This window comes from Mesorhizobium sp. WSM4807 (assembly GCF_055811615.1).
In genome coordinates this window covers 243,291-269,359 of sequence record NZ_JBVVQY010000004.1, presented here as the reverse complement: position 1 = coordinate 269,359, position 26,069 = coordinate 243,291, and the positions used below count along the sequence as shown (strand labels likewise).

General features: G+C 61.6%; 21 protein-coding genes. 11 read left to right on the top strand and 10 right to left on the bottom strand.

Going from position 1 to position 26,069, the window contains the following annotated elements; all coding sequences use genetic code 11:
- The first annotated feature begins 26 nt into the window (after window positions 1–26).
- The 3 genes from AC0L3N_RS07390 to AC0L3N_RS07380 all read left to right on the top strand — a co-directional run bounded on the left by AC0L3N_RS07390 (window position 27) and on the right by AC0L3N_RS07380 (window position 731).
- Entirely contained in the window at window positions 27–215 is a 189-nt protein-coding gene (locus tag AC0L3N_RS07390; protein WP_473546809.1) for a DUF982 domain-containing protein, read from the top strand.
- An 8-nt stretch (window positions 216–223) separates the two neighbouring features.
- On the top strand, window positions 224–472 hold the full coding sequence (locus AC0L3N_RS07385) for a DUF982 domain-containing protein (RefSeq protein WP_473546714.1): 249 nt from the start codon (window positions 224–226) through the stop codon (window positions 470–472).
- A 109-nt stretch (window positions 473–581) separates the two neighbouring features.
- Entirely contained in the window at window positions 582–731 is a 150-nt protein-coding gene (locus AC0L3N_RS07380) for a DUF982 domain-containing protein (protein WP_473546712.1), read from the top strand.
- 51 nt (window positions 732–782) lie between these two features.
- On the opposite strand, the gene AC0L3N_RS07375 is transcribed toward AC0L3N_RS07380, so the two are convergent.
- Window positions 783–1,607: a methyltransferase domain-containing protein gene (locus tag AC0L3N_RS07375; RefSeq protein WP_473546710.1), complete on the bottom strand. Its 825-nt coding sequence runs from the start codon at window positions 1,605–1,607 to the stop codon at window positions 783–785.
- 485 nt (window positions 1,608–2,092) lie between these two features.
- Here AC0L3N_RS07375 and AC0L3N_RS07370 point away from each other — a divergent pair, with 485 nt between their 5' ends.
- From AC0L3N_RS07370 to AC0L3N_RS07360, 3 genes are all read left to right on the top strand, one after another.
- Window positions 2,093–2,305 (top strand): hypothetical protein, encoded by a 213-nt coding sequence (locus AC0L3N_RS07370; protein WP_473546708.1) that lies wholly within the window; start codon window positions 2,093–2,095, stop codon window positions 2,303–2,305.
- Between the two features lie 1,276 nt (window positions 2,306–3,581).
- Window positions 3,582–5,102, top strand: a complete 1,521-nt coding sequence (locus AC0L3N_RS07365) for an FAD-dependent oxidoreductase (protein WP_473546706.1) — start codon at window positions 3,582–3,584, stop codon at window positions 5,100–5,102.
- A gap of 371 nt (window positions 5,103–5,473) precedes the next feature.
- On the top strand, window positions 5,474–5,788 hold the full coding sequence (locus tag AC0L3N_RS07360; protein WP_473546704.1) for an ATP-dependent DNA ligase: 315 nt from the start codon (window positions 5,474–5,476) through the stop codon (window positions 5,786–5,788).
- A 447-nt stretch (window positions 5,789–6,235) separates the two neighbouring features.
- Here AC0L3N_RS07360 and AC0L3N_RS07355 read toward each other — a convergent pair whose 3' ends face one another.
- The gene (locus AC0L3N_RS07355) at window positions 6,236–6,658 is read right to left on the bottom strand and encodes a hypothetical protein (RefSeq protein ID WP_473546702.1); all 423 of its coding nucleotides are present in this window, start codon (window positions 6,656–6,658) and stop codon (window positions 6,236–6,238) included.
- A 735-nt stretch (window positions 6,659–7,393) separates the two neighbouring features.
- On the opposite strand from AC0L3N_RS07355, the gene AC0L3N_RS07350 reads away from it, so the two are divergent.
- A complete protein-coding gene (locus AC0L3N_RS07350) occupies window positions 7,394–7,624 on the top strand; it encodes a hypothetical protein (RefSeq protein ID WP_473546700.1) in 231 nt (76 codons plus the stop codon).
- Window positions 7,625–7,743: 119 nt separating this feature from the next.
- Here AC0L3N_RS07350 and AC0L3N_RS07345 read toward each other — a convergent pair whose 3' ends face one another.
- From AC0L3N_RS07345 to AC0L3N_RS07330, 4 genes are all read right to left on the bottom strand, one after another.
- Entirely contained in the window at window positions 7,744–9,003 is a 1,260-nt protein-coding gene (locus tag AC0L3N_RS07345) for an O-antigen ligase family protein (RefSeq protein WP_473546698.1), read from the bottom strand.
- Window positions 9,000–10,535 carry an undecaprenyl-phosphate glucose phosphotransferase gene (locus AC0L3N_RS07340; RefSeq protein ID WP_473546696.1) on the bottom strand — a complete coding sequence of 512 codons (1,536 nt, stop codon included), beginning with the start codon at window positions 10,533–10,535 and terminating at the stop codon, window positions 9,000–9,002. Before AC0L3N_RS07340 ends, AC0L3N_RS07345 begins: the two co-directional genes overlap by 4 nt.
- A gap of 106 nt (window positions 10,536–10,641) precedes the next feature.
- A complete protein-coding gene (locus tag AC0L3N_RS07335; RefSeq protein WP_473546694.1) occupies window positions 10,642–11,772 on the bottom strand; it encodes a glycosyltransferase family 4 protein in 1,131 nt (376 codons plus the stop codon).
- Between the two features lie 5 nt (window positions 11,773–11,777).
- The gene (locus AC0L3N_RS07330) at window positions 11,778–12,341 is read right to left on the bottom strand and encodes a polysaccharide biosynthesis/export family protein (RefSeq protein WP_095495842.1); all 564 of its coding nucleotides are present in this window, start codon (window positions 12,339–12,341) and stop codon (window positions 11,778–11,780) included.
- Window positions 12,342–12,702: 361 nt separating this feature from the next.
- Between AC0L3N_RS07330 and AC0L3N_RS07325 the strand changes: the two genes are divergently transcribed.
- Window positions 12,703–14,892, top strand: coding sequence for a GumC family protein (locus tag AC0L3N_RS07325; protein ID WP_473546692.1), 2,190 nt, complete (start codon window positions 12,703–12,705; stop codon window positions 14,890–14,892).
- A 46-nt stretch (window positions 14,893–14,938) separates the two neighbouring features.
- Here the strand turns inward: AC0L3N_RS07325 and AC0L3N_RS07320 are convergent, their stop codons facing one another.
- Window positions 14,939–16,168 carry a GNAT family N-acetyltransferase gene (locus tag AC0L3N_RS07320; RefSeq protein ID WP_473546690.1) on the bottom strand — a complete coding sequence of 410 codons (1,230 nt, stop codon included), beginning with the start codon at window positions 16,166–16,168 and terminating at the stop codon, window positions 14,939–14,941.
- A gap of 91 nt (window positions 16,169–16,259) precedes the next feature.
- Here AC0L3N_RS07320 and AC0L3N_RS07315 point away from each other — a divergent pair, with 91 nt between their 5' ends.
- Both AC0L3N_RS07315 and AC0L3N_RS07310 read left to right on the top strand, forming a co-directional pair.
- Window positions 16,260–17,315 (top strand): polysaccharide deacetylase family protein, encoded by a 1,056-nt coding sequence (locus tag AC0L3N_RS07315; RefSeq protein ID WP_473546688.1) that lies wholly within the window; start codon window positions 16,260–16,262, stop codon window positions 17,313–17,315.
- A gap of 455 nt (window positions 17,316–17,770) precedes the next feature.
- A complete protein-coding gene (locus AC0L3N_RS07310) occupies window positions 17,771–22,381 on the top strand; it encodes an nSTAND1 domain-containing NTPase (protein ID WP_473546686.1) in 4,611 nt (1,536 codons plus the stop codon).
- Window positions 22,382–22,826: 445 nt separating this feature from the next.
- Here the strand turns inward: AC0L3N_RS07310 and AC0L3N_RS07305 are convergent, their stop codons facing one another.
- Window positions 22,827–23,045, bottom strand: a complete 219-nt coding sequence (locus AC0L3N_RS07305; RefSeq protein WP_473546684.1) for a DUF2842 domain-containing protein — start codon at window positions 23,043–23,045, stop codon at window positions 22,827–22,829.
- A gap of 152 nt (window positions 23,046–23,197) precedes the next feature.
- Here AC0L3N_RS07305 and AC0L3N_RS07300 point away from each other — a divergent pair, with 152 nt between their 5' ends.
- Window positions 23,198–24,289 carry a COX15/CtaA family protein gene (locus AC0L3N_RS07300; protein ID WP_473546682.1) on the top strand — a complete coding sequence of 364 codons (1,092 nt, stop codon included), beginning with the start codon at window positions 23,198–23,200 and terminating at the stop codon, window positions 24,287–24,289.
- Here the strand turns inward: AC0L3N_RS07300 and AC0L3N_RS07295 are convergent.
- Window positions 24,279–25,118, bottom strand: a complete 840-nt coding sequence (locus AC0L3N_RS07295) for an aminoglycoside phosphotransferase family protein (protein ID WP_473546680.1) — start codon at window positions 25,116–25,118, stop codon at window positions 24,279–24,281. The two genes, AC0L3N_RS07300 and AC0L3N_RS07295, sit on opposite strands and share 11 nt — an antisense overlap.
- Window positions 25,119–26,051: an N-acetyl-gamma-glutamyl-phosphate reductase gene (gene argC, locus AC0L3N_RS07290; RefSeq protein ID WP_473546678.1), complete on the bottom strand. Its 933-nt coding sequence runs from the start codon at window positions 26,049–26,051 to the stop codon at window positions 25,119–25,121.
- Between the last annotated feature and the right edge of the window lie 18 nt (window positions 26,052–26,069).

The window sequence follows — 26,069 nt, the reverse complement described above, 5'->3', positions numbered from 1 at the left end:
CACTCGACGGCGCCAGCGGTCCGGGCATTCGCCATGGGGTCAGCTACGTCGAGGAAGCCGCCGAGGAACTCATGGCGTGGGACACAAAGGGGCCGAGGTGGACGAAAGCGGTCCAATCATGCGTTGACGCGTTCGAGGGCAGTGTCCCCCAAGAGGTCCGTGAAGCCTTTGAGGCGGCGGCCAAGGAGGCGAGCGTATATCTCTCGCCTGAGTAGGAGGTATCATGGCAAGTCTTTGGTTCGTCCCTCCGGTGTTCGTGAAGACTGAAACGGACGGTGCCAGGCATGGCTGCAACAATACGAGGGCAGCCCTTGAGCAGCTCAAGACGTGGACCCGGAGAGGACCTCGCTGGCACAAGGCGTGGACCCTCTGCCTGTCAGCACTGGAGGGCGATCCGATTGACCCTCATGTGATACGAAAGGCTTTCATGGCTGCCGCTAAGGAGGCGGAGATGTATCTCTCGCCCGAGTAGGAGGTATCATGGCCTCTTCATTGGTTTCACCCTCCCGTCAACATCGAGACCGACCGACCTGGGCTCACCTACGGCTGCAACAAACGTCGAGGGAGCCGCTGCTGAACTCATGAAGTGGACCAAGCGGGGACCTAAGTGGAAGAAGGCAGTTAAGGCCTGCATGGCCGTCCATGAGGACGAGGGCACAGCCGAGGACGTAAGGAAGGCCTTCGAGGTTGCTGCCAAGGAGGAGGGGTTGCTACGCTGCTCCTCTAATTAGGCTCACTTTGCGTGGGCGCTGTTGAACACGGATGCCGCAGAACCAGCTGCGCTATTTGCGTGCGAGCACGACGTGAGCCTCTTGGGGGAACATCAGCTCCCCTCCAGTCGAATAGATTGCCAGCGAGGAACTTACATCACCCATGATCGCTGCGATGACTGCGTCCCGCTGTCCGGCATCCATTCCGCTGACCAGCCCAGCCTGCGGAGTCGCTGCCAGCTGTAGTCGCACATATTCCGTTGACGAGGGGAATCGGATGTTCTGTGTCGTCGTGAGGATGGTCACCCGACGAAATCCCGCCCCGGCCACCAATCGGTAAAGCTCGTCCGCGTCGGCGAGTGAATGCTCGGACCGTTTCGTTGCCGAAGCGCCTGGACCGAGATGCCGATCCAAGGCATCCGCCAGCGCCTTTGCCGCAGGAGTATGCTCAATAGCGCTGAAAACGCTTAAGGCCAGTCGGCCGTTAGGCACCAGAACCCGGAACATCTCACGTAGCGCACTCGATCGGTCCGGAAAAAACTGCAGTCCGAGCTGGCAAAGAACCAGATCGAAGGTGGCGTCAGGGAACGGCATTTCGAGCGCGCTTCCCTCGTGCCAGTCGATGAGCGGTCCAGCGCCTCTCGGGAGCGATCGAGCAACGGCTAGCATGCCCGTGTTGATGTCGAGGCCGATGAGCTGCCCACTTCCCATACGCTCGGCGGCCAAGCGTGCCACCACGCCGGTGCCGCAAGCTACGTCCAGAACCCGCTCACCAGATAGAGGGGCAGCGCGATCCACCAGGTCGGCAGCCCACAGGGTTGTGATTGCCGGGACCAGGTAGCGCTCGTAGAGTTCCGCGGCGCTACCTTCCAGCTGCCACTGCTCCTGCTGGGCCATAGCGTCCCTCCCGCACAACGAGCCGCTCGGCAAAAGGCCCGGTCGGCGCTTTAAGCAGTCATCATAAGCGCGTGTCTGTCAAACGCAATCGGGCCAACCGCCGGTTGGTAGACGCGACGCAGCTGGCGAGCGTAGGTTCCTACGATCCGGGCACAAGCCCCCCGCCCACACCCGTGCCTGGTGAACGACTGAAAGCCCGCCGTGCCGAAAGGCGCGGTGGGTTTTTGTCTTCGGTCCGGGAACTCCGGCCGAGCCAAGACGTTTGAATCGCGCAGCACTGGCCCCAGTGCTGGAAGATCGGGTCTTGGTCCTCCGATCCGGTCAGCCCGCGTCCTTCCACTCCCCTCGGGGCGCGGGTTTGCTTTGCAAGATCGGATAAGTCTCCTCCGATGGGCCCGCGTCCTCTTCTTCCGTGGGGCGAGGGCTTTCATGCAACCATTTGGTGACTGGCGAGTTCGGGCTACACACCGGATGGATAATCGCACATGGCAAAGCGTGACAAGGCCGGGCACAAGCCCCTTGCCGAGGCCGTTCGGCAGTTCATCAGTGCTGAAGATAATCGTCATCACGTACAAGCTGCTTGGCTGGAGGTCGGTGCCACTGAGCAGCAGATACGCGACATTGTATCGCTGACCGGCATCGGTCGAGCCTCGATCCTGAGAGAAATCTTGCGCCGTGATCTAGGGCCGAAGCTTTAGAGCTCTCCCTGGGGCCCGATATCAGCGCCTAGAACAACCGGCCGGCGCGGATCATTGCGCAGCCGACGGTCCCGCCTCACGAGGTCATTCAAGCCGATCGACAAGACGCCTGATCATGGGGATGCGGCTGTGCTCGGAAGGCTCAAGGATGCAATGGGGTGACACTGCACACGGATGGCGCCGGACAGACGCCGCGCCACCCGCAAGCGGTGAAGACGCGTCTCGTTGCCACCAAGTGCTCTCTCCGTCGGACGTGCTCTCAAGGTTTCGCCGGATGGATCCGATGAATCGGAACTGACGCAGCGCCGCCGTATCCGCGGAGTTCTGCATAGCGGCCAATTTGGGCCGAAGACAAGATTTCGGCCATTTCGATGTGGTACCGCAGATGAGCGGCTCTCAGATCGCCCTGCGCGAGCGAGGGACCGAGTCGCATCCTTAAGGATTTTCCGGTCACCTGCCTTTCTGCGAAGAGACGTTCCAGCGAGGACTCCTCTTCTACGATCCGCTACATGCGGCATTTCCTTCCGGAGACTGCAAGCGCGGCGGCAGGCCGAGGTTCCGCTCTCCGTGAATGTTATGCGCTCACATGTACGACAATTAGGATGGGCATAGGGAAAACGGAACCCGCTCGATACTGCTTGCGTTGATCTCGAACATCGAAGAAGTCGGAGAGCAACAATGGTACGCGGACTAATTCTATGGCTGTTGGGGGTTCCACTGGTTGTGATCATCTTGCTTTACCTGTTTAACGTCCTGTGACGTGGCCTTGCGGGGCGGCGCGACCGGGCTCCTCAACGACGGCATCATGGACTTAGAACGAGGGTTATGCCCACTCCAAGGATAGGTTGTCGCACGCAGTCGAGAAGAAGCGTCCGGCAGCGCGATTGGCGTCAACGGACCGGACCTGATGAGCAGTTTTGCGTTGCCCCTTGGCTGCCCTATGCTCGCGATCACGGAGGAGAGGATCACATCTTCCCGACCCAACGCAGCGCTGGGCACCCGACTGGACGCTTCCGACCACCAGAACCGCTCCACCCGGGATCGGCGGCGCTGTGATAATCAGAAGCGCTACCTGTGCATTTCGGGGAATTCGTTGCCGGGAGCTTTCAGCTTTCTGAAGCGGTCGAGGAGCAGAGGAAAGTAACTTGGGACGCTCTCCGTAAGAAGCGCCCCACCGCCTTAGAGGTCCGGGCGAAACTGCCGGCATCCGAAGAGGTGGAGGAACTTCGAACCTACGCGTCCGTTTACCGAATGTCGTGGATGGAAGGTTCCGCCAATGAATGTCAGCAGCGAAAGGACTGTATCCCTCTGGGCGGCGACCGAAGTGGCGCCCGATGCGGCGCCGCTCGGGCAGAGCGAACAAGTCGACGTCGTGGTCGTCGGGTCTGGAATTGCCGGACTGTCGGTCGCGTACGAACTGGCCGTCGCCGGGCAAAAGGTGACTGTCGTCGATCGCGGCCGGATTGGAAGCGGCATGACGGCTCGCACCACTGCGCACCTGTCATCCGTCTGCGATGACTATTTTTCGGAACTGACCAAATTGCGCGGTGAGGACCTGGCGCGGATCTTCTACCAAAGCCAATCGGCCGCTATCGACCGTATCCAATCAATCCAGGAGACGGACAGTATCGCGTGCGATTTCCGACGCCTCGAGGGCTTTCTCTTTCCGGCTTCCGGCAGGCAGGAATCCGTTATCAAGCGCGAGCTGGACGCCGCTCTGAAAATCGGGGTTGACGTCGAGAAGATCAGGGGTGTGCCGTTTGCAGGCTTTTCGGATGGGCAGGCCCTTCGATACGCCAATCAGGCGACCTTCCACCCGCTCAAATATCTCCGCGGGCTGGTCGCAGGCATCCGCGCGCGCGGCGGCGCGCTTTATGCCGACACCATCGTCGAAAAAGTCGAGGAGACTGACGGCGGCGTGCGCGTAACCACGGTTTCGGGCTTTACCGTGTCTGCCAAATCGGCCGTTGTCGCCACCAACTCGCCGATCAACGATCGGGTCGCCCTCCATACCAAGCAAGCGCCCTATCGGACCTACGCGATGTCATTCGAGATCGCGCGCGATACCATACCGGATGCGCTGTATTGGGATACCGAAGAGCCTTATCACTACGTTCGGCTTCAGCCTGGCAAAGGTCGGACCGACTTCCTGATCGTCGGAGGTGAAGACCACAAAACCGGACAGGCCGATGATGCCGGCAAACGCTTCGCGGCCCTCGCGGCCTGGACCAAAAGGCTGGTGCCCGATGTCGGCATGGAAACGAACCGGTGGTCCGGGCAGGTGATGGAGACCGTCGATTATGCGGGGTTCATCGGCCGCAATCCTGGGAACCAGCGTGTCTTTGTAGCGACTGGGGATTCGGGCCAGGGCATTACCCATGGCGTCGTCGCCGGCCTATTGATCTCCGACCTGATTCTGAAGGGGGAAAGCCCCTGGCGCGAACTTTACGAGCCGTCTCGCAAGACGGCAGGCGCGATCGGCGATTACCTGGCTGAGAATGCGACGGTGATCAAGAGTTTTGCTGAGTATATCGCGCCTGGCGAAATCGATCCCGTCGACAAGCTGCGACCGGGTGAAGGTGCCATCGTTCGCGAAGGGCTCACAAAAATTGCCGCGTTTCGCGATGAGGACGGCACGCTCTACAAGCGCTCGGCCGCATGCACGCATATCGGCTGCCATGTCCACTGGAACTCCCTCGAGCGCTGCTGGGACTGCCCCTGCCATGGCTCGCATTTTGCCATCGATGGCACGGCTTTGAACGGACCGGCCGTGTCGCCGTTGGCCGGGGTGGAATAGCCCATGGCAATACCCGCTTGAAGGCGGGATGCCGCGATACGACGGTGATGAAGCTATCAACTGCCCGTCCAGCGCAGGCAAAAATGCTGCTTGGTAGCCGCTCGACGCAGATCCCGAAGGAGATAGTGTCCTGAAGGTTCTGCAAAAGCTTTGGAGAGGGAACGGCCCATGAGGCGAGGGGCCGCCATGGCACGCTGGTGACGTTCGATTACCGATTCCCGTGGAAGGGGAGTGCCATGACCAAGCGAGAAGTTAGACTGAGCAGAGGTGTCACTCCATGTCCGGGACGTCGCCGCCAACAAACAGCGTCGTCGGCTCGCCGTATTCGCGCAGCGACGGGAAGCAGCCGCATTTGCCGACACGGTCGAGGTATGGTCGACGCCACGCATTTGCCCTTGCCAGATGACGTGGTCGCCCTCGCATTCCGGGATTTTGCCGCCCTGCGGAAGGCGATCACGCGGCGCCAGCATGACCTCTGCTTCGTCGCCTTCGATCTTCTGCACCTCAACGGCCACGATCTTCGCGACATGGCACTGGAGGACCGGCGGGAAATTTTGGCCGGTCTTATTGAATCCGGCAGCCGAATCCAATTCAGCGAGGCGCTGCCGGGCGAGGCGAACGCGATTTACCATCTAGTCGATAAGGCGGGCCTGGAGGGGATGGTGTCAAAGCGCGCGGAACTCTAAATACCGCAGCGGCCCGACTACCAACTGGCTGAAGACGAAATCCTTCACCGAAAGCGAGTTTGAACTTCTCGGCGTCGAACGCGAGAGGGGCAAGCCGGCGTTTGCTCTGATGGGCGAGCCGGGCACCCGGAAATATGTCGGCAGTGCCTTCGTAAGCGTCCATCGCGAAATGCGCGAGCGGCTTTGGAAGCGAGTCCAGGAACATGCCGGGCCACCGCCAAAGGACATGCCAAAGCGGCCGGCAACGCAGTGGGTCAAGCCGGGGATCAAAGCCTGCGTGAAGCATCTCAGGGGCGAGGACGATTTGCGCCATGCTACGCTACGCTGCGAAGATAGCGGGAAAAGCAAATCTTAAAAAAGTTAAGCTTGGTCGCCCGCACATCCGCGCGGTCTAAGCATGATCCTGCTTTGCGCAAAATTCAAGCCATCTCTAATATACGTAGTTGGTCAATATACGTAGTTGGTCAGTTTGAAATCCAAAAGCCGGAAGTAGATCTCATCCGGCTGGATTGAACTTGTGACCCTAGGCGCGAAGAAGCACGTCCATCTGAATCTGTGATAGGCCTCGAACTTCATATGGGGAATGATCGTTCGATAAAACGTCATTAGACGTTCGCAGATATGGTATCGATCATCAGGCGAGGTCTGGACACGCTCTCTGGGGATAAACCACTCCGCTTCCTGGGTTTCATTCAAGTAAGCGGGGCGCGGCAGCCTGACGAGATAGCCGTCTTTAGTCATCCTGACGTCGTTGGAATCGATCGGGTGGCAATCCTTGTTTCCGCAGCAGTCATAGTGAAGAACGGGATCAGTCTTGCCCGTATACCAATCATGGGCGTCTGCATCGCCGGGCAGCACAAGCCACGCCAATGCAATGTGTCCTAGCAACTGTCTCATGGAACTAGCCCCTCACCATTTTGCGTATAGCATATTAGTGAGAACTAATCACAGCGCTGAAAGTCGCATTGATTTCACGCAGAGGTCGACGAAGCTCGACATCCAGGCGCTGACTGACAGGCTCGGCCGTGACCACGGCTCGATCCATGACGACCTGGTCGGGCTCTTTATCTGCTCAAATTGCAAGGCTGCCGGCGTGACCGCCGGCAGGTGTTCTTCACATGCATTCCTGACTACGAAGGCCAGCAGCGGGCGCACAATCGCGACTGGAAGCCGACCTTCGAAAGTGAAGGGCTCGAAACGCGGGAACCTTTCATCCGCGAGCCGCTTTGTGTGCATGTCCCAAGCCGTGCAACCACCCATATTGCCAAAGGGTAGCCCAGATCGGGACGTCAACTGTGAAGTCGCGTTGGAAGTCGCATTTGCAGCCCTGGTGACCGCCTCGGAAGCGCAGGGGTGGACGCCGCGCGAAACGGCTGCAGCCCTACTGAAAATCGCAACGGAGCATGCCCAGCGGTTCAGGCTTGTGCCGGCTGAGCCGCCAAGGTGGCGAACGCGAAGAGGTATGTTGATCGCGGGTGCCGCGCTCGTGTTTTTGCTGTGTGCGGCCATCGTTTGGTGGGGTGCTTAGATGACGATCAACGTTTCGCCCCCCGGATACGGCCGTTGCCGCGGTCGTGTTGATGGCGTTGCCGCCTGGACGTTGGATTGCGCGACGCTCGCCTAAGTTCATCCGGCCAGCGCCATGCCGACAGCTATGCCTATGCCCATCACCAGCCCTGCAGCGAGTTCCCGCCATATTCGACGGCAATGGCTAAGACCACCACTCGCTACGCCTACGTGCTGAACGAAGAGGTGGCGGCGGCGATGGAGTTGCTACAAAACGCTGCCGCGAAGTCCCGAAAAAAGTCCCGAACTAGGAAGGCGAAAACGGCGTAACGCGGTGACTTTAAATAGAAATCCGCGCTTGCGCCCAATTTCCTCGGGGTCAAGGGGTCGTCGGCTCGAATCCGGCCACTCCGACCATTTCAAAACTTGGACTTGCCCCCAGAAATCCATCATACCCCAGCCGCCGGCGCGGTCAGCGCCGCCGGCCGCAACTGCCGCTGATGGCGGTATTCCAATGCGATGGCGCCCCAGATCAATCCGAGCAGCAGATAGACGTGGCGCCAGTGATCGATGTCGATGAAGGTGCCCAGCGCGATATTGCCGATGAAGGCGACATAGGCGCACAGAAGGTAGGGCTGCCACGGCCTGTCGCGCAGGAGAATGCGGAAGCCGGCCGCTATCGTCCAGCCGGTCAGTGTCAGGAACGACACGAAGCCGAGCCAGCCATAGTCCATCAGCATTTTTAGCCAGATGTCGTGTGTGTCCTCGCCGAACATCGTGCCGAAGACGAGCGGGCCGATGCCGAGCGGATGCTCAAGCGCCATCTGGAAACCGATCGTGTACCGGGCGAAACGGCCGAGGCGGGCAGTATCGTAGCTCTGTTCCAGCTGGGCGCGGCTGGAGAACATTTCTGAAACGCCCGGCAGTTGCAGGATGACGAGCATGGCGATGACCAGCAGCGAGATGGCGGCGATGGTCATGACGACGACACGCAGCCGGAATTTTCCGCTGGCGCTCTGCAGGAACAGGGCGCCGGTGAGCAGGATCGCCGAAACGCCGAACATGCCCCAGGCGCCGCGCGAGAAGGAGAAGAAAATGCCGGCCGTGATGATCAGCAGCGGCACCGCCAGCAACGGCATGCGTGAGATCGGCCCTGTCAGCAGGAGATAGAGCATGTAGATGCCGGGCAGCACCAGGAACGGCCCGAACACATTCGGATCCTGGAAGGCGCCGGTGGCGCGGTCGTATTTGGTGAAGATCTCCGCCCCCGGGAAGGCATGGAAATAGCCCGCTATCCCGAGCAGCGAAGTCAGCACCGCCGATATCACATAGGCCAGGAAGATCACCCGATAGAGACTGGACTGGACCGATGTCACCGAGGCAAAGAACACCGCGGTGAAGGCAAGGAACAGCGACACGGAGAGATAGAGCGGGGTGCCGGCAATATCCGACATCTGCGTCATCGAGATCATGCCGCCGATGTTCATGACCACCAGCAGCACCAGCAGCGGCGCCGCCGCGCGCGATATCCTCAGGCCGAACAAGCACCACACTATGATCAGCCCGACCATGTAGAGGTCGTATGGCGCCGGCTCGGCGATGACGAAGCCGGACAGGAAGACGCCGAGGAAAACCGCGCTCGACGCAATCAGCGCGATCAGCTTGGCGTTGACTGCAGCCGGCGGCAGTTCATGCGCGACGGCGCTCAATAGGCATTTTCCGTATTGAGCAGCCGGATCGGTGTCAGGAACAGAATCCTCAGATCGAACAGCAGCGACCAGTTCTCGATATAATAGAGGTCGTATTCCGTCCGCATGCGAATCTTCTCGTTGGTGTCCATCTCGCCGCGCCAGCCGTTGATCTGCGCCCAGCCGGTGACGCCGGGCTTGACCTTGTGGCGTGCGAAATAGCCGTCGACCACCTCATTGTAGAGAAGGTTGTGCGACTGCGCGGCAATGGCATGCGGGCGCGGCCCGACCAGCGAAAGCGAACCGAAAAGCGAATTGAAGAACTGCGGCAATTCGTCGATTGAGGTCTTGCGGATGAAGCGGCCGACTCGGGTGACGCGCGGGTCGTTCCTGGTCACCGTCCGCCTGGCCGTTGGGTCGGCCTTGTCCGTGTACATCGAACGGAACTTGTAGACCTCGATGATCTCGTTGTTGAAGCCATGCCGCTTCTGGTGGAACAGCACCGGTCCCTTGCTGTTGAGCTTGATGGCGATCGCGGTCACCAGCATGACCGGCGAGAACACGACGATGCCGATGATCGAGAAGACGATGTCGAAGGCGCGCTTGGCGACCGAATCCCAGTCGTTGATCGGCTTGTCGAAGATATCGAGCATCGGCACCGAGCCGATATAGGAATAGGCGCGCGGCCGAAACTGCAGCGCGTTCGAATGCGCCGAGAGCCGGATATCGACCGGCAGCACCCACAGCTTCTTCAAAAGCTGCAGGACACGCGATTCGGCGGTCAGCGGCAGCGACACGATCAGCATGTCGATGCGGGCGATGCGGGCGAACTCGATAAGCTCGGAAACGGTGCCGAGCTTCGGATATCCGGCGACGATGGGTGGCGAGCGCTTGTCGCCGCGGTCGTCGAAGATGCCGCAGATGCGGATGTCGTTATAGGGCTGCCTTTCGACGGAGCGGATCAGGACTTCCGCCGCCGTGCCGCCGCCGACGATGACGGCCCGGCGCTCCATGCGCCCGTCGCGCGCCCAGCGCCGGATCAGCTTGGACATCATTAGCCTGAGGCCGAATATCAGCATGAAGCCGACAACGAACCAGGTGCCGAAAAACAGGCGCGAATAGTCTTCCGACATCTTCATGGCGAATGCCGTCAGCGCCATCAAGGCGAAGGTGCCGGCCCAGACCAGCAGGAGACGGCCGAAATTGGCGAGCGGCCGCATCAACGAGACGACCTGGTAGCAGTCGGTGACGTCGAACAGCACCACGGCGAGGAACGAGGCGGCGGCGATCGTCAGCGGGTATTGCCAGGCGAGATGGCTGAAGAAGCCGACATGGTAGAAATAGACGCAGAGGCCCGACAGGAACAGCAGCGCGAATTCGACCATGCGTAGGACGCCGCTGACCATGATCGGCGACATGGTATCGCGCCTGTATTGCGACGCGACCTGACGGGCGACGTCGTTCATCCCGCCAAGCTTATCGTCGCTGGCCGGGCCGTCGAATTTGCGCACCGCGACTATCGAAAAGCGGCGTGCGGGATCGATCTCGTTCATGGGTGCATCCGCGAAGCTTCCCTCAGGTGAATAGCAAAAGAGAGCTAAGAAACCCTTGAAACAACAGGTGGCTTTGGAGAAGCTTTGGGGCTAGCGCCCTTTGGGGCTAACGCTTGAGCGCGGCGAAATAGGCCGTCTCGATCGCGGCGGCCATCACGTCGGCGCCGAATCGCGTCTTGAGGTCGGCGGTGTCGGGCATCAGGCTGCTATACGCTTCGGGGTCGGCCAGCGCCGCGCTCATCTTGCCGGCGAGTTGGCGCGGGTCGGGCCGGATCAGGGCAGGGGAACCGGCGCCAAAAATTTCCGGGATGCCGCCGACGGCGGTGGCGATCATCGATTTGCCGGCGGCGAGCGTTTCCAGAACGATGTAAGGCATGGCTTCCGCGCGCGAGGGAACGACAACCAGTTCGGCCAGTGCGAAGGCTTTGCGCGCCGGCATCGGCGGCAGGAAGCGCATATGGCCTTCGAGCCCGAGCCGTTTCACTTGCGCATAGTAGCGCGGCAGGTCGTCGCCGTCGCCGACCATCACCGCTTTCACCGGGCGGCCGAGCCGCGTTCCGGCAAGGACCAGCGCATCGATGAAGATGTCCGGTCCCTTGAGGTCGCGCATCATGCCGATATAGAGGACGTCGGCCGCATTCTGCTCGGTCCGCACCGGCTCGAACTCGGCGGCGCTCAGGCCATTGTAGACAAGGTTGTTCGGGACGGGCGGTTCGCCGACCTTCCTGCGATATGTCTGCCTTTCGTAATCGGAGACAAACAGAAGGTAGTCGGTGAAGCGCGCCATGAACCGTTCGAGCGCGAAGAACAGCGTGCCCGTGGCGGTGGTCTCGTCATAATGAAGAGAGCCGCCGTGAGGCGAATAAAGGCGGGCTACGCGAGACCTTGATACCCGCAACAATGAGCCGAAAAGGCGGGCATAGGCGCCACCCTTGGCGCCGTGCCCGTGGAGCACGTCCGGCCGCAATTCCTTGATGATCCCGAAGGTGCGCCAGGCCGAGGCGAGGTCGCCCGGTCCGACATGCCGCTGCATCGGCGTACGATGGATGCCGAGTGCCATTGTGCCCTTCATCTGTTCGAACAAATGTTCCTCGAAGTCGCCGCCCGTCGTCGAATCGCAGACGATGCCGACGGCATGCCCGGCGGCGGCCTGCGCCTCGGTCAGGTCGCGCACGTGACGAAAAATCCCTCCGATAGGTGAGCGAAAGCAGTGAACGATCCTGAGTGTGTCCGCCACGTGGACTAGAACAGGCGTTCGCGAACATAGACCGTGTCGCCGGGCAGGAGCGGGTCGGAGGTGGCCACGCGACCGGTCATGACTTTGCCGTTGATGTCGCGGGTGATATCGACGCTTTCCTGGTTGGCGCGGGGACTGAAACCGCCGGCGATGGCAATCGCCTTTTGCACGGTCAGGCCGGGAACATAGGAGTACTGGCCCGCGGCACCGACTTCGCCCATGATGAAGATCGGCCGGTAGCGGTCGATCTCGACCGAAACGTCCGGATCGCGCAGGTAACCCTGGCGTAATTTGTCGGCGATCTCGCCTTCAAGTTGCTGTGCGGTGTGGCCGCGCGCCGGTACGGCGCCGACGAGCGGGATCGACAGGTAACCGGATTGGTCGACGCTGTAGACGTTGGTCAATCCTTCCTGCTCGAACACGGTGACGCGGACCCGGTCGCCGGCGCCGAGGCGATAGGGCTGATCGAGCATTTTATGAAAGGCGGCCGGCGCCGGCCGGTAGCTGGAGCAGCCGGCAAGCAACGACACGGTGAGCAGCGCGCGGAAGAGGGAAGCAGTGCTTTTCATGGCCGGACACGTACCTTCGACTGGCCGCCGTTACACCGCGGCAAACTCTGAGGATCGAGGCCCGTTATCATCCCGTTAGGGTTAATGGCCGGTAAAGGTGCACGGCCGAAGCGGCGGCAACCGACAGAAGACGGCCGGTTCCGATGCTTTTACCTGCCGCTTGCGAGTAAAAACCTAACAGATGCTTACCGCGATATTAACGGCTGAGTTACCATAGTTGTTTACGGTGCATCCTGACCAATGCATGTCGCCCCAAAAGTGCGCAGCGGTTTTGCGACAACGACATGCATGAAAACAAGAGCTTAAGCGCGTCGCATGAACCTGTTCAACGCGACGTGCTTTAGGTACCGGAGCAGGATGCATGTCCGTTCAATCCGCGGCCGCAGATGTCGACGTCGATCTCAGGCAGCTCTTCGCAAGCATTGCGAGGACTTGGCTGCGCATTCTAGTCGTCGCGCTTGTCATAACCGGTCTGGCGTTCGCGCTCACCTGGCTCGCCACGCCGCATTACAGGGCCGAAACACGGCTTTTGATCGAAACGCGTGAATCGGTCTATACGCGCCCCGACGGCACCAACGACAACGACAAGCCGATTCTCGACGAGGAAGGCGTGACCAGCCAGGTCGAGGTCATTTCCTCGACCGACATCCTCAAGCAGGTTGCGCAGAAGCTCAATTTGTCGCGGCTTGCCGAATTCGACGAGACTGCGGACATGCCGGTACTGAGCCGTCTGCTCGTCATCGCCGGCCTGAAAAGCGACCCCAACGAAATTCCGCCGGAAGAACGCGTGCTGACGAAGATGCGCGAGAAGCTCAACGTCTATCGCGTTGAAAAATCTCGCGTTATCGTCATCGAATTCTCCTCGGAAAATCCCCGGCTCGCTGCTGAAATTCCGAACGCCATAGCCGACGCTTACATCTCCGTCCAGGGCAATGCCAATATCGAATCGAATTCCGCCGCGACCGACTGGCTGGCGCCGGAGATCGCCGACCTGTCGAAGCGGGTGAAGGATGCCGAGGCCAAGGTAGCAAGCTACCGCGCCCAGTCCGATCTTTTGATGGGCGGCAACAATTCGGTGCTCGCCACGCAACAGCTTTCCGAACTGTCCAGCGAACTGTCGCGGGTGCGGGCAAATCGCGCCTCGGCGGAAGCGACTGCCGACAGCGTGCGCAGGGCGCTGCAGAATGGCGGCTCGCTGGATGCGGTACCGGAGGTGCTGTCTTCCGAACTCATCCAGCGGCTGCGCGAGCGGCAGGTCGAGCTCAAGACCAACATAGCCGACCTTTCCACCTCATTGCTCGATAATCATCCGCGCATCCGGGCGCTGAAGTCGCAGCTTGCCGATCTCGACCGCCAGATCCGCAACGAGGCGGAAAAGATCATGAAAGGGCTGATGACGCAGGCGCAGACCGCCCAGGCCCGCGAAAACCAGCTTGTCGCCGACGTCAACACGCTGAAGGCGGCATCGGCGCGCGCCGGCGATCAGCAGGTCGAACTGGACGCGCTGCAGCGCGAAGCGACCGCCCAGCGGCAACTGCTCGAATCCTATCTCACCCGTTACCGCGAGGCGTCCTCGCGCAAGGACAGCAACTATCTGCCGGTCGACGCCCGCGTCTTTTCCCGCGCGGTGGCGCCGTCCGAGCCCTATTTCCCAAAAATCCTGCCGATCACCGGTGCGGCCTTCGTCGGCTCGTTGCTGGTCATGGCGATCGTTACGCTTCTGCAAGAGCTGTTTTCGGGTCGCGCCATGCGGCCGGCCGCCGGCGCCCGCTTCGAGCGGATCGAACAGGTCGCGATGCCGGTTGCCCGCGAACCGTCCAACCGCGAACCGGCCGATATCGAGGACGTCGAGGATCGGGCGGCGGAAGCGCAGGCAGAGCCGGAAGCGGCTGCCGCGGCGCAAGCAACTGCCCCAGCAACTGGCGAGGACGGCGAGCCGGCGCGCCCCACCCTTGGCGAGGTCGAAATCGACAGGGCGGTGGAAAAACTGATCACAAGCGCTGCGGCACGCGCCATATTCGTGTCGCCGGAAGGCGACGAGGCGGCCGCCTCGGCGGTGCTGGTGGCGCGTGAGGTTTCCGACGCCGGCCTGCGTGTGCTCCTGCTCGATCTCACCGCTTCGGGCGCCGCCTCGCGGCCAATGCTGGACAGCGGACTTTTCCCGGGCATCACCAATCTGCTCGCCTCCGAAGCGCAGTTCAGCGACGTGATCCACCCCGATCTCTATTCGGACTGCCACGTCATTCCCGTCGGCACCGCCGATCCGGTCCGCGCCATGCGCGCCGCCGACCGCCTGCCGATCATCATGCAGTCGCTGACCACCGCCTACGATCTGGTCGTGGTCGAGTGCGGACCCGCAGACGCGCAAGGCATCAGCCGCCTTGTCGGCGAGGACACCGAGGTCTTCCTGTCGCTGCTGGAGCCGGACGACGAGGTGGCTCAGGCCGCAGTCGAGCTGATCGAGAGCGGCTATCCCGACCTGACCCTGGTGACGCCGGTCGGCCACGAGACGCCAGGGACGCCGGTACCCGGACGGCGCTCCGCCGCCTGAGACGGTTCGATAACTCTCTTGAACATCCCGGAAATCTCGGCAGCGATCAGCTGTCGTCTTCGCCCGCGGCAGGTGCTGCCTGTCCGGCGGTCCTGCGGCGCAGCATCTTGGTCAGCTTCCAGATCGTCGGGCTGTTCTTGATGACGGCTTTCAGGCGCGCGCCTTGCCGCAGGACGAACACCAGCGCGCGGCCCTTCATCGTCAGCGGAATCAGGACCTCGAAATGCTGGGTCTCGATATCGCACCACAGCCGCTTGTACGGTTCGTCGCCGACCGAGAAATCATAGACATCGAACCCCCTCTCGCAGGCTTCCTCGATGTTGTCGAAGAACAGGAAGTCGCCGGGGCTGGCATGGGCGACGTCGTCGTCGGCGATCGCTCCGAACTCGCAGATCAGGCGTTTTCCCGAGCGGCTCGATCCGGTGACGGCGCGAAGCTTGCCCGCGACTTCGAGCCCGTGCAGCACGAAGGACGGCGTGTCGTCGGAAAGCGCTTCGACGAACAACGCGCGGAAGAAAGCACGAACCTTCGGCTCGCCGAAGACGTTAGCGACGCCCATCTTGCGGAAGCGGAACTCCTTCATCTCGAAAAATGCATCGAGCAGTCTGTTCACCTCGTCCACTGTCTGCGCCTCGATGCGGCGGTGGCTGCCGACGGCTTCTAACTTGCGTGCCTGCGAGCGGTGCCTCTTGCGCCTGCGCTTGCCGCTCGCGCGGGAGAGCAGTGCATCAAAACCTCCCGCCAAGTCGACGGCCAGCGACAGGTTGGGGCTGGGAAAATGTGGGAGGGATAGAAGCGGATTGGCAATGCCGTCGAGATCGGGCAGCAGCCGTTCCAGTGCGACGAGGTCGATGTCCCGCCGCGCCCTGGCGATCGCCGCCAGCATCGAGCGGACTGCCGCGCCATCCGCCTTGGTCAGCCAAGACGGATCGGCGGCGGCGAAATTGCCGTTGGCATGCCGGCCGCCCATGAAACGGGCGACGCGGAACGGACCGCGGCTGGTGACTTCCAGCGCCAACGAAAAAGCCGGTCGGCCGTCAGCGTTCAGCGTCACCAAGACGGTGTTCGCTTCGGCATATCTGGCCCAGTTCAGGATCCAGGCCGGGCTTTGCGCCGGCGCGAACAGCGCCGAACCGCAGAACTCGGCATAGCCCGCAAGTGCCGCACCGCCGGCGACCGAGACCGACAGGCCGGCATGATCCGCAGGCAACGCGCGCGGCGCCGCCTCCATTGCTTCGAGCCGATTGCCGTCAAATGACGCGGTGGCGTCAACCATACCTCAATCCTTTAAGGCGTATTCACCGCGATTGGGGGCTCGCATAGGCGCATTCCGTGCTTGGATGAGCCTAGGCGCAAAAGGTGAATGAATGATCGACGGGGGCGAGGCGATCCGGAAACTGGCGCTCAACGTCGTCCGCTATACCGGTCTTGCCCCGCTGGCCAAGCCGTTTGTCGGCGGCATCGGCGCCATCCTGATGCTGCACCGGGTCACCGCGAGGCCGGAAAAACCTGATAGCGTCAACCGGCATCTCAACATCGCGCCGGAGTTCCTCGACGCCGTGATCGCCGATATGACGGTGAACGGCTATGCATTCGTCACGTTGGACGAGGCGATCAAGCGCATCAAGGCCGGCGGCAAGGATGGCCAGTTCGCGGCGATCACCGCCGACGACGCCTACCGCGACAACATGGCCGAAGCGCTGCCGGTGCTGGAAAAGCACGGCGCGCCGGTCACCATCTATGTCGCGCCGGGGCTGATAAACGGCGCCGCCGATCTATGGTGGGAGGTGGTCGAGGACATCGTCAGCGCGCGCGACCGGTTGATTCTGACAACACCGGACGGTCCGGTGACGATCGATTGCTCGACCCCGGGCAAGAAACTCCAGGCCTTTGCGCGCCTGCACGACTATCTGACGCTGGACGTCGGCGAGGAGGACCAGCGCGCGGTGCTGCGCGAATTGGCGCGGTCGAACGGTATCGAGCGGGACGCGCGCCAGAGCACGTTGATGAACTGGGACGAGATCCGCGCCATGGCAGGGCATCCGCTAGTGACGATCGGCGCGCACACCGTCAATCATCGCAATCTGAAGCGGCTTCCCGAAGCCGATGCGCGGCACGAGGTCGACGACGTCAGGCGCATATTGCAGGCGGAACTCGGCGAGGCGCCGCGCCATTTCGCCTATCCCTATGGCTATGCCAGCGCCGTTGGCGACCGCGAAGTCGGCTTTGCCCGCGACGCCGGCTATGCCTCGGCGGTGACGACGCGTCACGGCGTGCTGCGCGCCGAACATGCCGGCTTCCTGCACGCGCTGCCGCGCATTTCGCTCAACGGTCGCTATCAGAGCGTTGCCCATATCCGCACGATGCTGTCGGGTGTGACGACGCCGCTGGCCAATGCCGGCAAGATGCTTGTCACCATCTAGTGGTGAGAGTCTGACACTTGGTACCGGTGGACGGCAAGAACCGACCCCTTGCGGACCATCCCTGATGGGAGGTCAAGGGAACGTCGTGACCCCTAGCTGCCGTTTCGTGGAACCACCTTGGAAGTCCGGGTCAGGTCAAACCCGGTCGTTTGCGAATGGCAATTTTGAAGCCGTGTGCGAAAACGCGATCTTCGGTCGATAGGCGGGACTTATGCCGGTGTCCCGTTGTCGCAAGTGCGCCACGGGATGGAGGTCCAATGGACGATCAATAAAACTAGAATTATGCTGGTAGTGGCAGAACCGACTGGGATTGGACTTCTCCGCTACAAAGGCGGAAACTGTGCGTTGAGGTCAAAAGGAATAATTGCCAACGCCGTCCTTCGGGTAAGCTTGGTGCCTCCCTCCTCATCGGCCGCCATTTCCTTTAGGATGCTTCAGGATTGCGGGAGCTGGCTATGGCCGTGGATCGCGTTCAGCGCAGAATGGCTGCCATCCTTGCAGCCGATGTGGTCGGCTACAGCCGGCTGATAGGCAGGGATGAGGAAGGTACTCTTGCGACCCTGAGAGCCTATCGCCAGATCATTGACCGGCTGATTGTGCACCATGAGGGACGGGTGTTCGGCAGCGCCGGAGACAGTGTCATCGCGGAGTTCGCAAGCCCTGTCGAGGCGCTGCGGTGTGCCACCGAAATCCAGTTGGAAATCGATAGACAGAACGCCGACCTCCCCGAGCCAGGCCGCCTGCGATTTCGCATCGGCATCAACCTCGGCGATGTCGTCGTAGAGGGTGACAACCTCATGGGCGACGGCGTCAACGTCGCCGCGCGTTTGGAACCGTTATCACGGCCGGGCGGAATATGTGTCTCCGAGGCGATCTATGCGCAGGCTCGCGATCGGCTTTCGCTCGATTTCATCGATCTTGGCGAGCACAAGGTGAAGAATATCGCCCGGCCTGTGCACGTCTATCGTGTACCCCTCGCTTCGGAGGAACAGGTCAGGTCGCCTTTTCGCGGTCTCGACGTCTTCGAATTTGAAAACGCCGACCTCTTTTTCGGCAGAGCGCGGGCGATCACTGCTTGCACCGAAAGGCTGGAGCAGCTGGCAGCCAACGGCAAAGCATTTTTGCTCATCTACGGGATGAGCGGCTCCGGCAAGTCTTCTCTTCTGCGCGCGGGGCTGATGCCTTCAATCACCCGACCCGGCGCAGTGGTAGGCATCAGTTTGTGGCGCCGTTGCCTGATCCGCCCGTCCGAAGGGCCTGATGCTGTCGCCTCGTTGACCGCGGGACTGCTTCGCGAAGGTGCTTTGCCCGAGTTGGCTCTCGAACTGACAGCGGCAGAGCTGACTCAACTCTGTCGAAGCGCTCCCGATCGCGCGATGACTCTGATCCGCCAGGCACTCGGCAAAGCAGCCACCACCGCTGGCTCGGTCCCTTCGCAAATACGATTGCTGATCGCCATCGATCAGACAGAGGAGCTGTTCACGACGGAGAAGGAACCGGCGTCGCGCGAAGCGCTTGTGCGGCTCTTGGCGGCGTTCGCCGGCAGCGGACTGGTCTGGGTGATTGCGACGATCCGGTCGGATTTCTTTCACCGCTGCGGCGAAGTCCGAGGTTTCTCGGCGCTGAAGGACGGCCTCGGCAGCTATGAGCTCTTGCCGCCGACGAGCCCTGAGATCGCGCAGATCATTCGCGAGCCGGCTCGTGCTGCCGCACTCCGCTTCGAGGAGCGCGCCGATCTGGGGCGGCTCGATGATGTGCTGCAGGACGCGGCAGCCGCCGATCCCGGATCGTTGCCGCTTCTCGAATTCGTTCTCGATGCGCTGTACGAGGTAGGCCGGGAGCGCCGGATCCTCACCTTTGCTGCGTATCGTGCGCTTGGCGGCCTCGAAGGGGCGATCGCGCGCCGCGCCGATGAAGTCGTCGACGCGCTCCCGCCCGACATCCAGGAGGCATTGCCGGCGGTGCTGCGCGCTCTCACCACGGTGCGTCCGGGCGATGAAACTGTTACGGCAAGTCCAGTCCTGCTCAGCGAAGTGGCTGGAAAGCCCGCACGATTGGCTCTAGTCGACGCGCTGATCGCCGCCCGGCTCCTCGTCAGTGATGAAGATGCCGCGGGCCATGTCTTCGTCCGCGTGGCCCATGAGGCGCTGCTCAGCCGCTGGCCGCGCGCCAGCGACATTGTCAACGCGAATAGGAGCTTCCTCGAGACGCGGGCTCGGCTCAAGGCTGACGCCCATCGATGGCACTCGGACAACAAGAACCGCGATCTTTTGCTGCCGTCCGGCAAGCGTCTCGCCGAGGGCGAGGAATTGCTGCTGTCGAGACGCCAGGAAGTCGACGATCAAGTCGTTGAATACATCGAGGCGTCCTCACGTGTCCAGAAGGAGAGAGAGGAGAAGGACCGGCAAGCAGAGCGGGCACTGATCGAGGCTGCTGAAGTAGCAAGACGCGAACGCTTGGAGCGCGAGGCCGACCGGCTCGCGGGAGAAGCTGAGCGTCGGGATCTGGCAGCAACTGCTGCGATACAGCTGGCACGACGTACGCGCTATGCGGCCATTGTCGCGACGGTGTTGGCTCTCTTGGCTGGAGCAGGCGCATTCATTGGGTTCAGAGGACAGCAGGAAGCAATGCGGCAGGCGGTGCTGGCGCAAATGAGCGCGGACAAGGCCAGGTCGGCCGAGAGGAAGGCCCTTGAGGCGCGCGACCAGGCGCTGCGCAACCAGTCTCTTTCGCTTGCGTTTCTTTCGCAGCAAACCGCAACGAGCGGTAATACTGAGGCCGCGGTTTTGCTGGCGCTCGAAGCGCTGCCGACGGGCACATCTGAACACAGACGCCCGTACATCGTTGATGCGGAGGCCGCGCTTTACAAGGCTTTGTTAGCGCATCGTCAAACGAGGATCTTCCACCAAGACGCCAGTGTGACACATGCAGCTTTCAATCGGACCGGCGACCGCATTGTCACCTCATCGCATGACGCGACGGCACGCATTTGGGACGCCCTGAATGGTACCGAGACTGCGGTTCTGAAGGGCCACCAAGGCGCCGTTGAGAGAGCCGAGTTCAGCCCGGACGGAAGCCGCGTCATTACAGTTGCTAGAGATGGCACCGCGCGCATGTGGAACGCCACCTCAGGGGAGCAGCTCTTTTTACTTCAGCCGGTCGGCAATTTTCCTACGGCGATTTTCAGCCCAAACGGCACCCGGGTGCTGACAGCGGGGGAGAACAGCGATGCATCACTCTGGGACGCTCAAACCGGAAGGAAAATCCTAAGTGTAGAGAGACGTGGAAGCTCCCTGGCTAGCTTTAGTCCCGATGGCCAGAGCTTCGCAATCGCACAACGCGATCAACGCTCCGTTCTTATCTGGAATGCGGAAGATGGCAAACTGAACCGGACTCTGCGGGTTAACGCTTGGCCGTACAGCGTCGCATTCAGCCCGGACGGAAGCCGGATCCTGATAAGCTCGTGGGGCCCAATTTCATACCCTTTCCTTTCGCATCTTTGGGACGTGTCGAAAGGCATGGAAATTGCGACATTGGCCGGTCACAAGAGCGACACACAATTGCAAGGCGTAATGTTCAGTCACGACGGCCGTCGAATTGCGACGGTATCACTCGATGGTAGCGCACGACTCTGGGACGGAATCTCGGGTAATTTGCTTGGCGTGCTCGGCCAGGAGTCCTCGGGGCTCAAACTAAGTTACATGGGCCCGGATGAGCGCGATCAGGAGATGAACAGCGTCTTCAGCCAAGACGATCGGTTCTTGGCTGCCGCTTCCCTCAACGGCACGGTTCGTATTTGGGATGTCGAGCGCACGTCGCTGCTCACCACCATCATCGGCCATGACGCCTTGGTCGAGCACGTGGAATTCAGCCCAGTTAACAACAGCATTCTTCTCACTGCATCGCACGATCGCACTGCTCGGCTCTGGGATATCGACGGGGTTCTGACAACTGCGCTGTCCCATGAATATCCGCCGACCTTTGCGGTATTTAGTCCCGATAATGTGCACCTTTTGACTGGAGGTGGGGATAGCGCAGCGCACCTGTGGGAGGTTGTAAGCGGACGTCAGATAGCCGAGCTTGACACACACGAAACTGTCCAAAGTGCGACGTTCAGCCGTGATGGAAGTCGCGTTGCAACCGCATCTCTTGGGGGCCGAGTTCTTGTTTGGGACGTTGCAAGCAGACGCGAGGTCGCGCAGCTCAAATCTCGTGACGGGCTACTTCAAGTTCAGTTTAGTCCCAAGGGAGACCTGTTAGCGACGGGTTCGGCTCACGGTACCGCACAGTTGTGGGACGCGGCAAGCGGCGCCGAACTGGCCACCATCAAGACAAGCGGGAAGTTGCCACAGGCGATTTTCGGCCGGGACGGGGATCTCGTCCTTACCGCGACGGACGACAACGCTGCCCGCCTTTTGAAGACGGACGGAACTGAATTCAAGGTTCTCATCGGGCATCAGAACCGAATCACCGCGGCCGCTTTCAGTCCAGACGGCCAACTGGTTGTCACGGGTTCATTCGACCGCACCGCGCGGATCTGGTCGATCAAGGACGGAAACAGTGTCGCGACGCTGAAGGGCCACAGCGACGAGCTGACAGCAGTCGCGTTCAGCCAGGACGGTCAGTCTCTGCTAACTGCCTCACGCGATGGGACCGTTCGAATCTGGAGCGTTCCGGTAGGAACAGAAAAGGTCGTTCTCAGGGGTCACATCGGCGCAGTGGACAGCGCGCAAATCAGTCCTAACGGTTTGTATGTCGTGACGACGTCGTCTCAGGATCGCACGGTCAGGCTCTGGGCGGCGCAGTCGGGGCGCGAGATCGCAGTGCTTGCCAGCCGGGAGGACGAGGCCAACCGACCGGCGCTGATGCGGGCGGCTTTCAATTCCGATGGAACGAGGATCGCAATCGTGTCCGGTGATGATAGCGTCCGAATAATTCGCGCGTTCCAAACACCTCTGGACCTCATTGACTACGCACGTGGGATTGTTCCACGCGAACTGACCGCCTGCGAACGGCGACGTTTTTTCCTTCCTGTCGAACGTGAAGTTGGCGACTGTCCAAGCTGATATCGCTCCAATGCGCTGTCGACCTCACCACGCGATGGTCGGCGTCAGCCGATCCGAGCTAAGAGCGAATGGCAGTTCTGGCGTTCAAAAATTCCGCCTTGCTGAACCGCAATTTTGAAACCGGGTGCAAGAAAGTGATCTTCGGTTGATAAACGGAGCCTATGCCAGCCCACCTTCTCGTACGTGCGCCCTAGAGGAGGTCTAATGGGACGGCCAATCAGCGACGTTTTATGCAGCCAGCGGCAAGGGTGCTAGAGCAAGGGCATTGGTGAGCGGCCGGGATGCGTCGACTCCCGTCGTTGGATGTTTGTCAACTGAAAAGCCGCTTCTGGCGCCGCCTGCGCGTTCCGATCGGCGACACGGAAGGCAGAAAACCACCCTGAGCTGCCCTACGCGTCGGGTAGCAAGCGTCAGGCTTTCACCATCTAGCGGCGGCGAGCGAGCCTCAATTCTTCGGCCGCGGGGGCTCCAGGATCAGCCATTTGATGATGCCCTTAGCAGGCAGCACCCAGAGCATGCCGCTGAGCAGGAAGAACAGGAAATGCGCCCACGGTCCCGATTCCGCCAACTGGGCAACCGCCACAATCGATGCGACCAGCGCATAGACGATGACCAGCGCCACCAGCAGGATTGTTCCGATCAGTTTCTTCAGGCGAATGGGCATTTCGCGATCCGGTTGATCCCTATCGCTTAGGCCCAACGGAAGAGGCACGCAACCCGCAAGAAGCGGCGCGACGGCGTGCCGCGCTGTCCGGTCTTGCCAGCGGGATTGCGATGGTTCACCAATCCGCGACTGCAACCTGCCGGGACAAGCCTATGGCTGCCATATCAGCTGCCGCGCCTTTCGTGGCCCGCGACCGCGACCTGCGCAACCGGGCGCTGGTGCGCGGCTGGCTCTACGTCGTGCTCCTCGTGCTGTCTGTGCTGGTGCTGGTCGGCGGCGTCACCAGGCTCACCGAATCCGGGCTTTCGATCACCGAATGGAAGCCGATCCACGGTATCATCCCGCCGCTCAAGGACGCCGAATGGCAGGAGGAATTCCAGCGCTACCAGCAGATCCCGCAATATGCCGAGCTCAACAAGGGCATGAGCCTCGAAGCGTTCAAGTCGATCTTCTGGTGGGAATGGTTGCATAGGATCCTGGCGCGCGGTGTCGGCGTGGTTTTCGCCGTGCCGCTGGTGTTTTTCTGGGCGACGCGCCGCATCGAACGCGGTCTTGGGCCGAAACTGTTAGGCATTCTTCTTCTCGGCGGCCTGCAGGGCGCGATCGGCTGGTGGATGGTGGCGTCCGGACTGGTCGACCGGGTCTCCGTCAGCCAGTACCGGCTGGCGACGCATTTGACGCTGGCGGCGCTGATCTTCACCGCGACCATGGTGGTCGCGCGTGGATTGGCCCCGCACTCCGAGCCCGCCGCCGACCGTTCGACGCAGCGTCTGGCCGGCTTTCTGGTGCTGCTGGCGCTGATCCAGATCTATCTCGGCGGGCTGGTCGCCGGGCTCGATGCCGGCCTGAGCTACAACACCTGGCCGCTGATGGACGGCAAGCTCATCCCCGGGGATCTGTTGATCCTCGAGCCGGCATGGCGCAACTTCTTCGAGAGCCCGAAGACGGTCCAGTTCATCCACCGGCTCGGCGCCTACGCGATCTTCGTCGCAGCACTTTGGCACATGATCGCGACGCACCGCCGCCAGCCAGGCACGACGCATGCGCACCGCGCGACGTTGCTGTTTCTGCTGGTGCTGGCGCAGGCCTTGATCGGCATCGGCACGCTGCTGATGCACGTGCCGCTGCACATGGCGCTGATGCATCAGGCATTTGCGCTTGTCCTGCTGGGTTTCGCCGCAGCGCATTGGCGCGGCACCAAGGGCGCTTATCCCATGCCCAACCAGATCGCCGTCAGAGGCTAAGCCGCACCGTCCTGATCGCCTTGGCAATGGACAATTCGCGGCTTTCCTCGATCGAATTGCCGTCTTCATGATGCCATGACGCCGACAGGCAGCCATAGGCGATGGCGTGATCAAGGATGGCTGGCGGCCTCTGGCCGAGCGTTCTGGCGAAGATCTCTGCCATGTCCCCAATCCGCCGGGGATCACGGCAAGGATCGTCGCGGTCGAGCGGGTTGTAGAATATGTTCGCCGCATCGAAGCCGGGATCGCCGAGAACGCCCTTAGGGTCGATCGCCAGCCAGCCGCGCGGTCCCAGCATGATGTTGTCGTGATGCAGGTCGCCATGCAGCGGCAGCACGTCGACGGGATCGGCCAACACCCGTTCCGCAGTCGCAGCCGCTTCGACGTAAAGGCTCTTTTCGCCGGCGTCGCGATCGATCTTCGCCTTGTTGAACAGGCTGGAAAACCGTGCCCGCAGCGGCTGCAGATCCGGTGGGGCAGGGTGGTCGGATGGCGAGAACAGTCTTGCCATCACTTCGGCCGCGATTGCTGTGGCGGCATTGTCTCCCTGCTCCGCGAGAACCTGTGACAGCAAGGTTTCGCCGGCATATTCGAGCAGCATGCAGTGACCGTCGCGGCCGAGCAGCCGCACCGCGCCTTCGCCGCGCCGCCAGGCGAGGAAATGCTCGCCGCGCAACTCGTCTTCGACATCGTCGAAAGCTTTGAGGGTCTTGACGATCGCCGGCGAACCGTCCGCGCGAACAACCTTCCAGACGCGGCTGCTGAACGTCTCGGCAATCAGTTCTGGCGCGGTGACCTTCCAGCGTTCTGGAAATGCCGGAGCGTCCATTCAGGGCTCGAGGCCGAGCATCAGATCCATGTTCTGCACGGCAGCACCCGAGGCGCCCTTGCCGAGATTGTCGTAGACGGCAAGCAGCAGCGCCTGGGCCCTGTCGTCGTTGGCGAAGACATAGAGCTTCATCCGGTTGGTGCCGTTGTAGATTTCGGGATCGATCTCCGGCACGCGCTCAAGATGCACATAGGGCGCCACCTCGACCACGCCGCCATCGATGGCGGCGAAATGGTCGGCGATCGCCGCATGGAGCTCGGCGCCGGTCGGCACATAGTCGAGGCCGCCGAGCTGCAGCGGCACCACGGTAATCATGCCTTGCGCGAAATTGCCGACCGCAGGCTGCATGATCGGATCATGCGACAGCTTCGCATAGGTCCTGAGCTCCGGCACATGCTTGTGCTGCAGGGTCAGCCCGTAGGGCAGGAATTCCGACGCATCCTCGCCCTTGGCGACATAGTCCTCGATCATCGGCCGGCCGCCGCCCGAATAGCCCGTAATGCCGTTGACGGTGACCGGAAAATCCGGCGGCAACAGCCCGGCCGCCACCAGCGGCCTGAGCGTCGCGATCGGGCCTTGCGGCCAGCAGCCCGGATTGGCGACGCGCTTCGCCCTGGCGATTGTCTTCGCCTGATCCTTGTCCATTTCGGCGAAACCATATTCCCAGCCCTCGGCCACGCGATGCGCGGTCGAGGCGTCGATAACCCTAGTGGTGTCGTTGGTGATCAGCGAGACGCTTTCCTTCGCGGCTGCGTCCGGCAGGCAGAGGATCGCGACATCGGCGGCGTTGAGGAACTCGGCTCTAGCTGCCGGTTCCTTGCGGCGCTCGGTCGGAATGGAGATGATCTCCAGGTCGCCGCGCTCGGCCAGCAGCGCCCTGATCTGGAGACCGGTGGTGCCGTGCTCGCCGTCGATGAAGATTTTCGGTTTCATTGCCTGCCTTTAATTCCT

Excerpts from the sequence above, each read along its gene's own strand:
- AC0L3N_RS07295 (WP_473546680.1), bottom strand. The coding sequence starts at position 25,118 with ATGGACGCTCCGGCATTTCCAGAACGCTGGAAGGTCACCGCGCCAGAA.
- AC0L3N_RS07315 (WP_473546688.1), top strand. The coding sequence starts at position 16,260 with ATGATCGACGGGGGCGAGGCGATCCGGAAACTGGCGCTCAACGTCGTC.
- AC0L3N_RS07325 (WP_473546692.1), top strand. The coding sequence starts at position 12,703 with ATGTCCGTTCAATCCGCGGCCGCAGATGTCGACGTCGATCTCAGGCAG.
- AC0L3N_RS07300 (WP_473546682.1), top strand. The coding sequence starts at position 23,198 with ATGGCTGCCATATCAGCTGCCGCGCCTTTCGTGGCCCGCGACCGCGAC.
- AC0L3N_RS07305 (WP_473546684.1), bottom strand. The coding sequence starts at position 23,045 with ATGCCCATTCGCCTGAAGAAACTGATCGGAACAATCCTGCTGGTGGCG.
- AC0L3N_RS07320 (WP_473546690.1), bottom strand. The coding sequence starts at position 16,168 with ATGGTTGACGCCACCGCGTCATTTGACGGCAATCGGCTCGAAGCAATG.
- AC0L3N_RS07330 (WP_095495842.1), bottom strand. The coding sequence starts at position 12,341 with ATGAAAAGCACTGCTTCCCTCTTCCGCGCGCTGCTCACCGTGTCGTTG.
- AC0L3N_RS07360 (WP_473546704.1), top strand. The coding sequence starts at position 5,474 with ATGGTCGACGCCACGCATTTGCCCTTGCCAGATGACGTGGTCGCCCTC.
- AC0L3N_RS07380 (WP_473546712.1), top strand. The coding sequence starts at position 582 with ATGAAGTGGACCAAGCGGGGACCTAAGTGGAAGAAGGCAGTTAAGGCC.
- AC0L3N_RS07375 (WP_473546710.1), bottom strand. The coding sequence starts at position 1,607 with ATGGCCCAGCAGGAGCAGTGGCAGCTGGAAGGTAGCGCCGCGGAACTC.
- AC0L3N_RS07365 (WP_473546706.1), top strand. The coding sequence starts at position 3,582 with ATGAATGTCAGCAGCGAAAGGACTGTATCCCTCTGGGCGGCGACCGAA.
- AC0L3N_RS07310 (WP_473546686.1), top strand. The coding sequence starts at position 17,771 with ATGGCCGTGGATCGCGTTCAGCGCAGAATGGCTGCCATCCTTGCAGCC.
- argC (WP_473546678.1), bottom strand. The coding sequence starts at position 26,051 with ATGAAACCGAAAATCTTCATCGACGGCGAGCACGGCACCACCGGTCTC.
- AC0L3N_RS07385 (WP_473546714.1), top strand. The coding sequence starts at position 224 with ATGGCAAGTCTTTGGTTCGTCCCTCCGGTGTTCGTGAAGACTGAAACG.
- AC0L3N_RS07370 (WP_473546708.1), top strand. The coding sequence starts at position 2,093 with ATGGCAAAGCGTGACAAGGCCGGGCACAAGCCCCTTGCCGAGGCCGTT.
- AC0L3N_RS07340 (WP_473546696.1), bottom strand. The coding sequence starts at position 10,535 with ATGAACGAGATCGATCCCGCACGCCGCTTTTCGATAGTCGCGGTGCGC.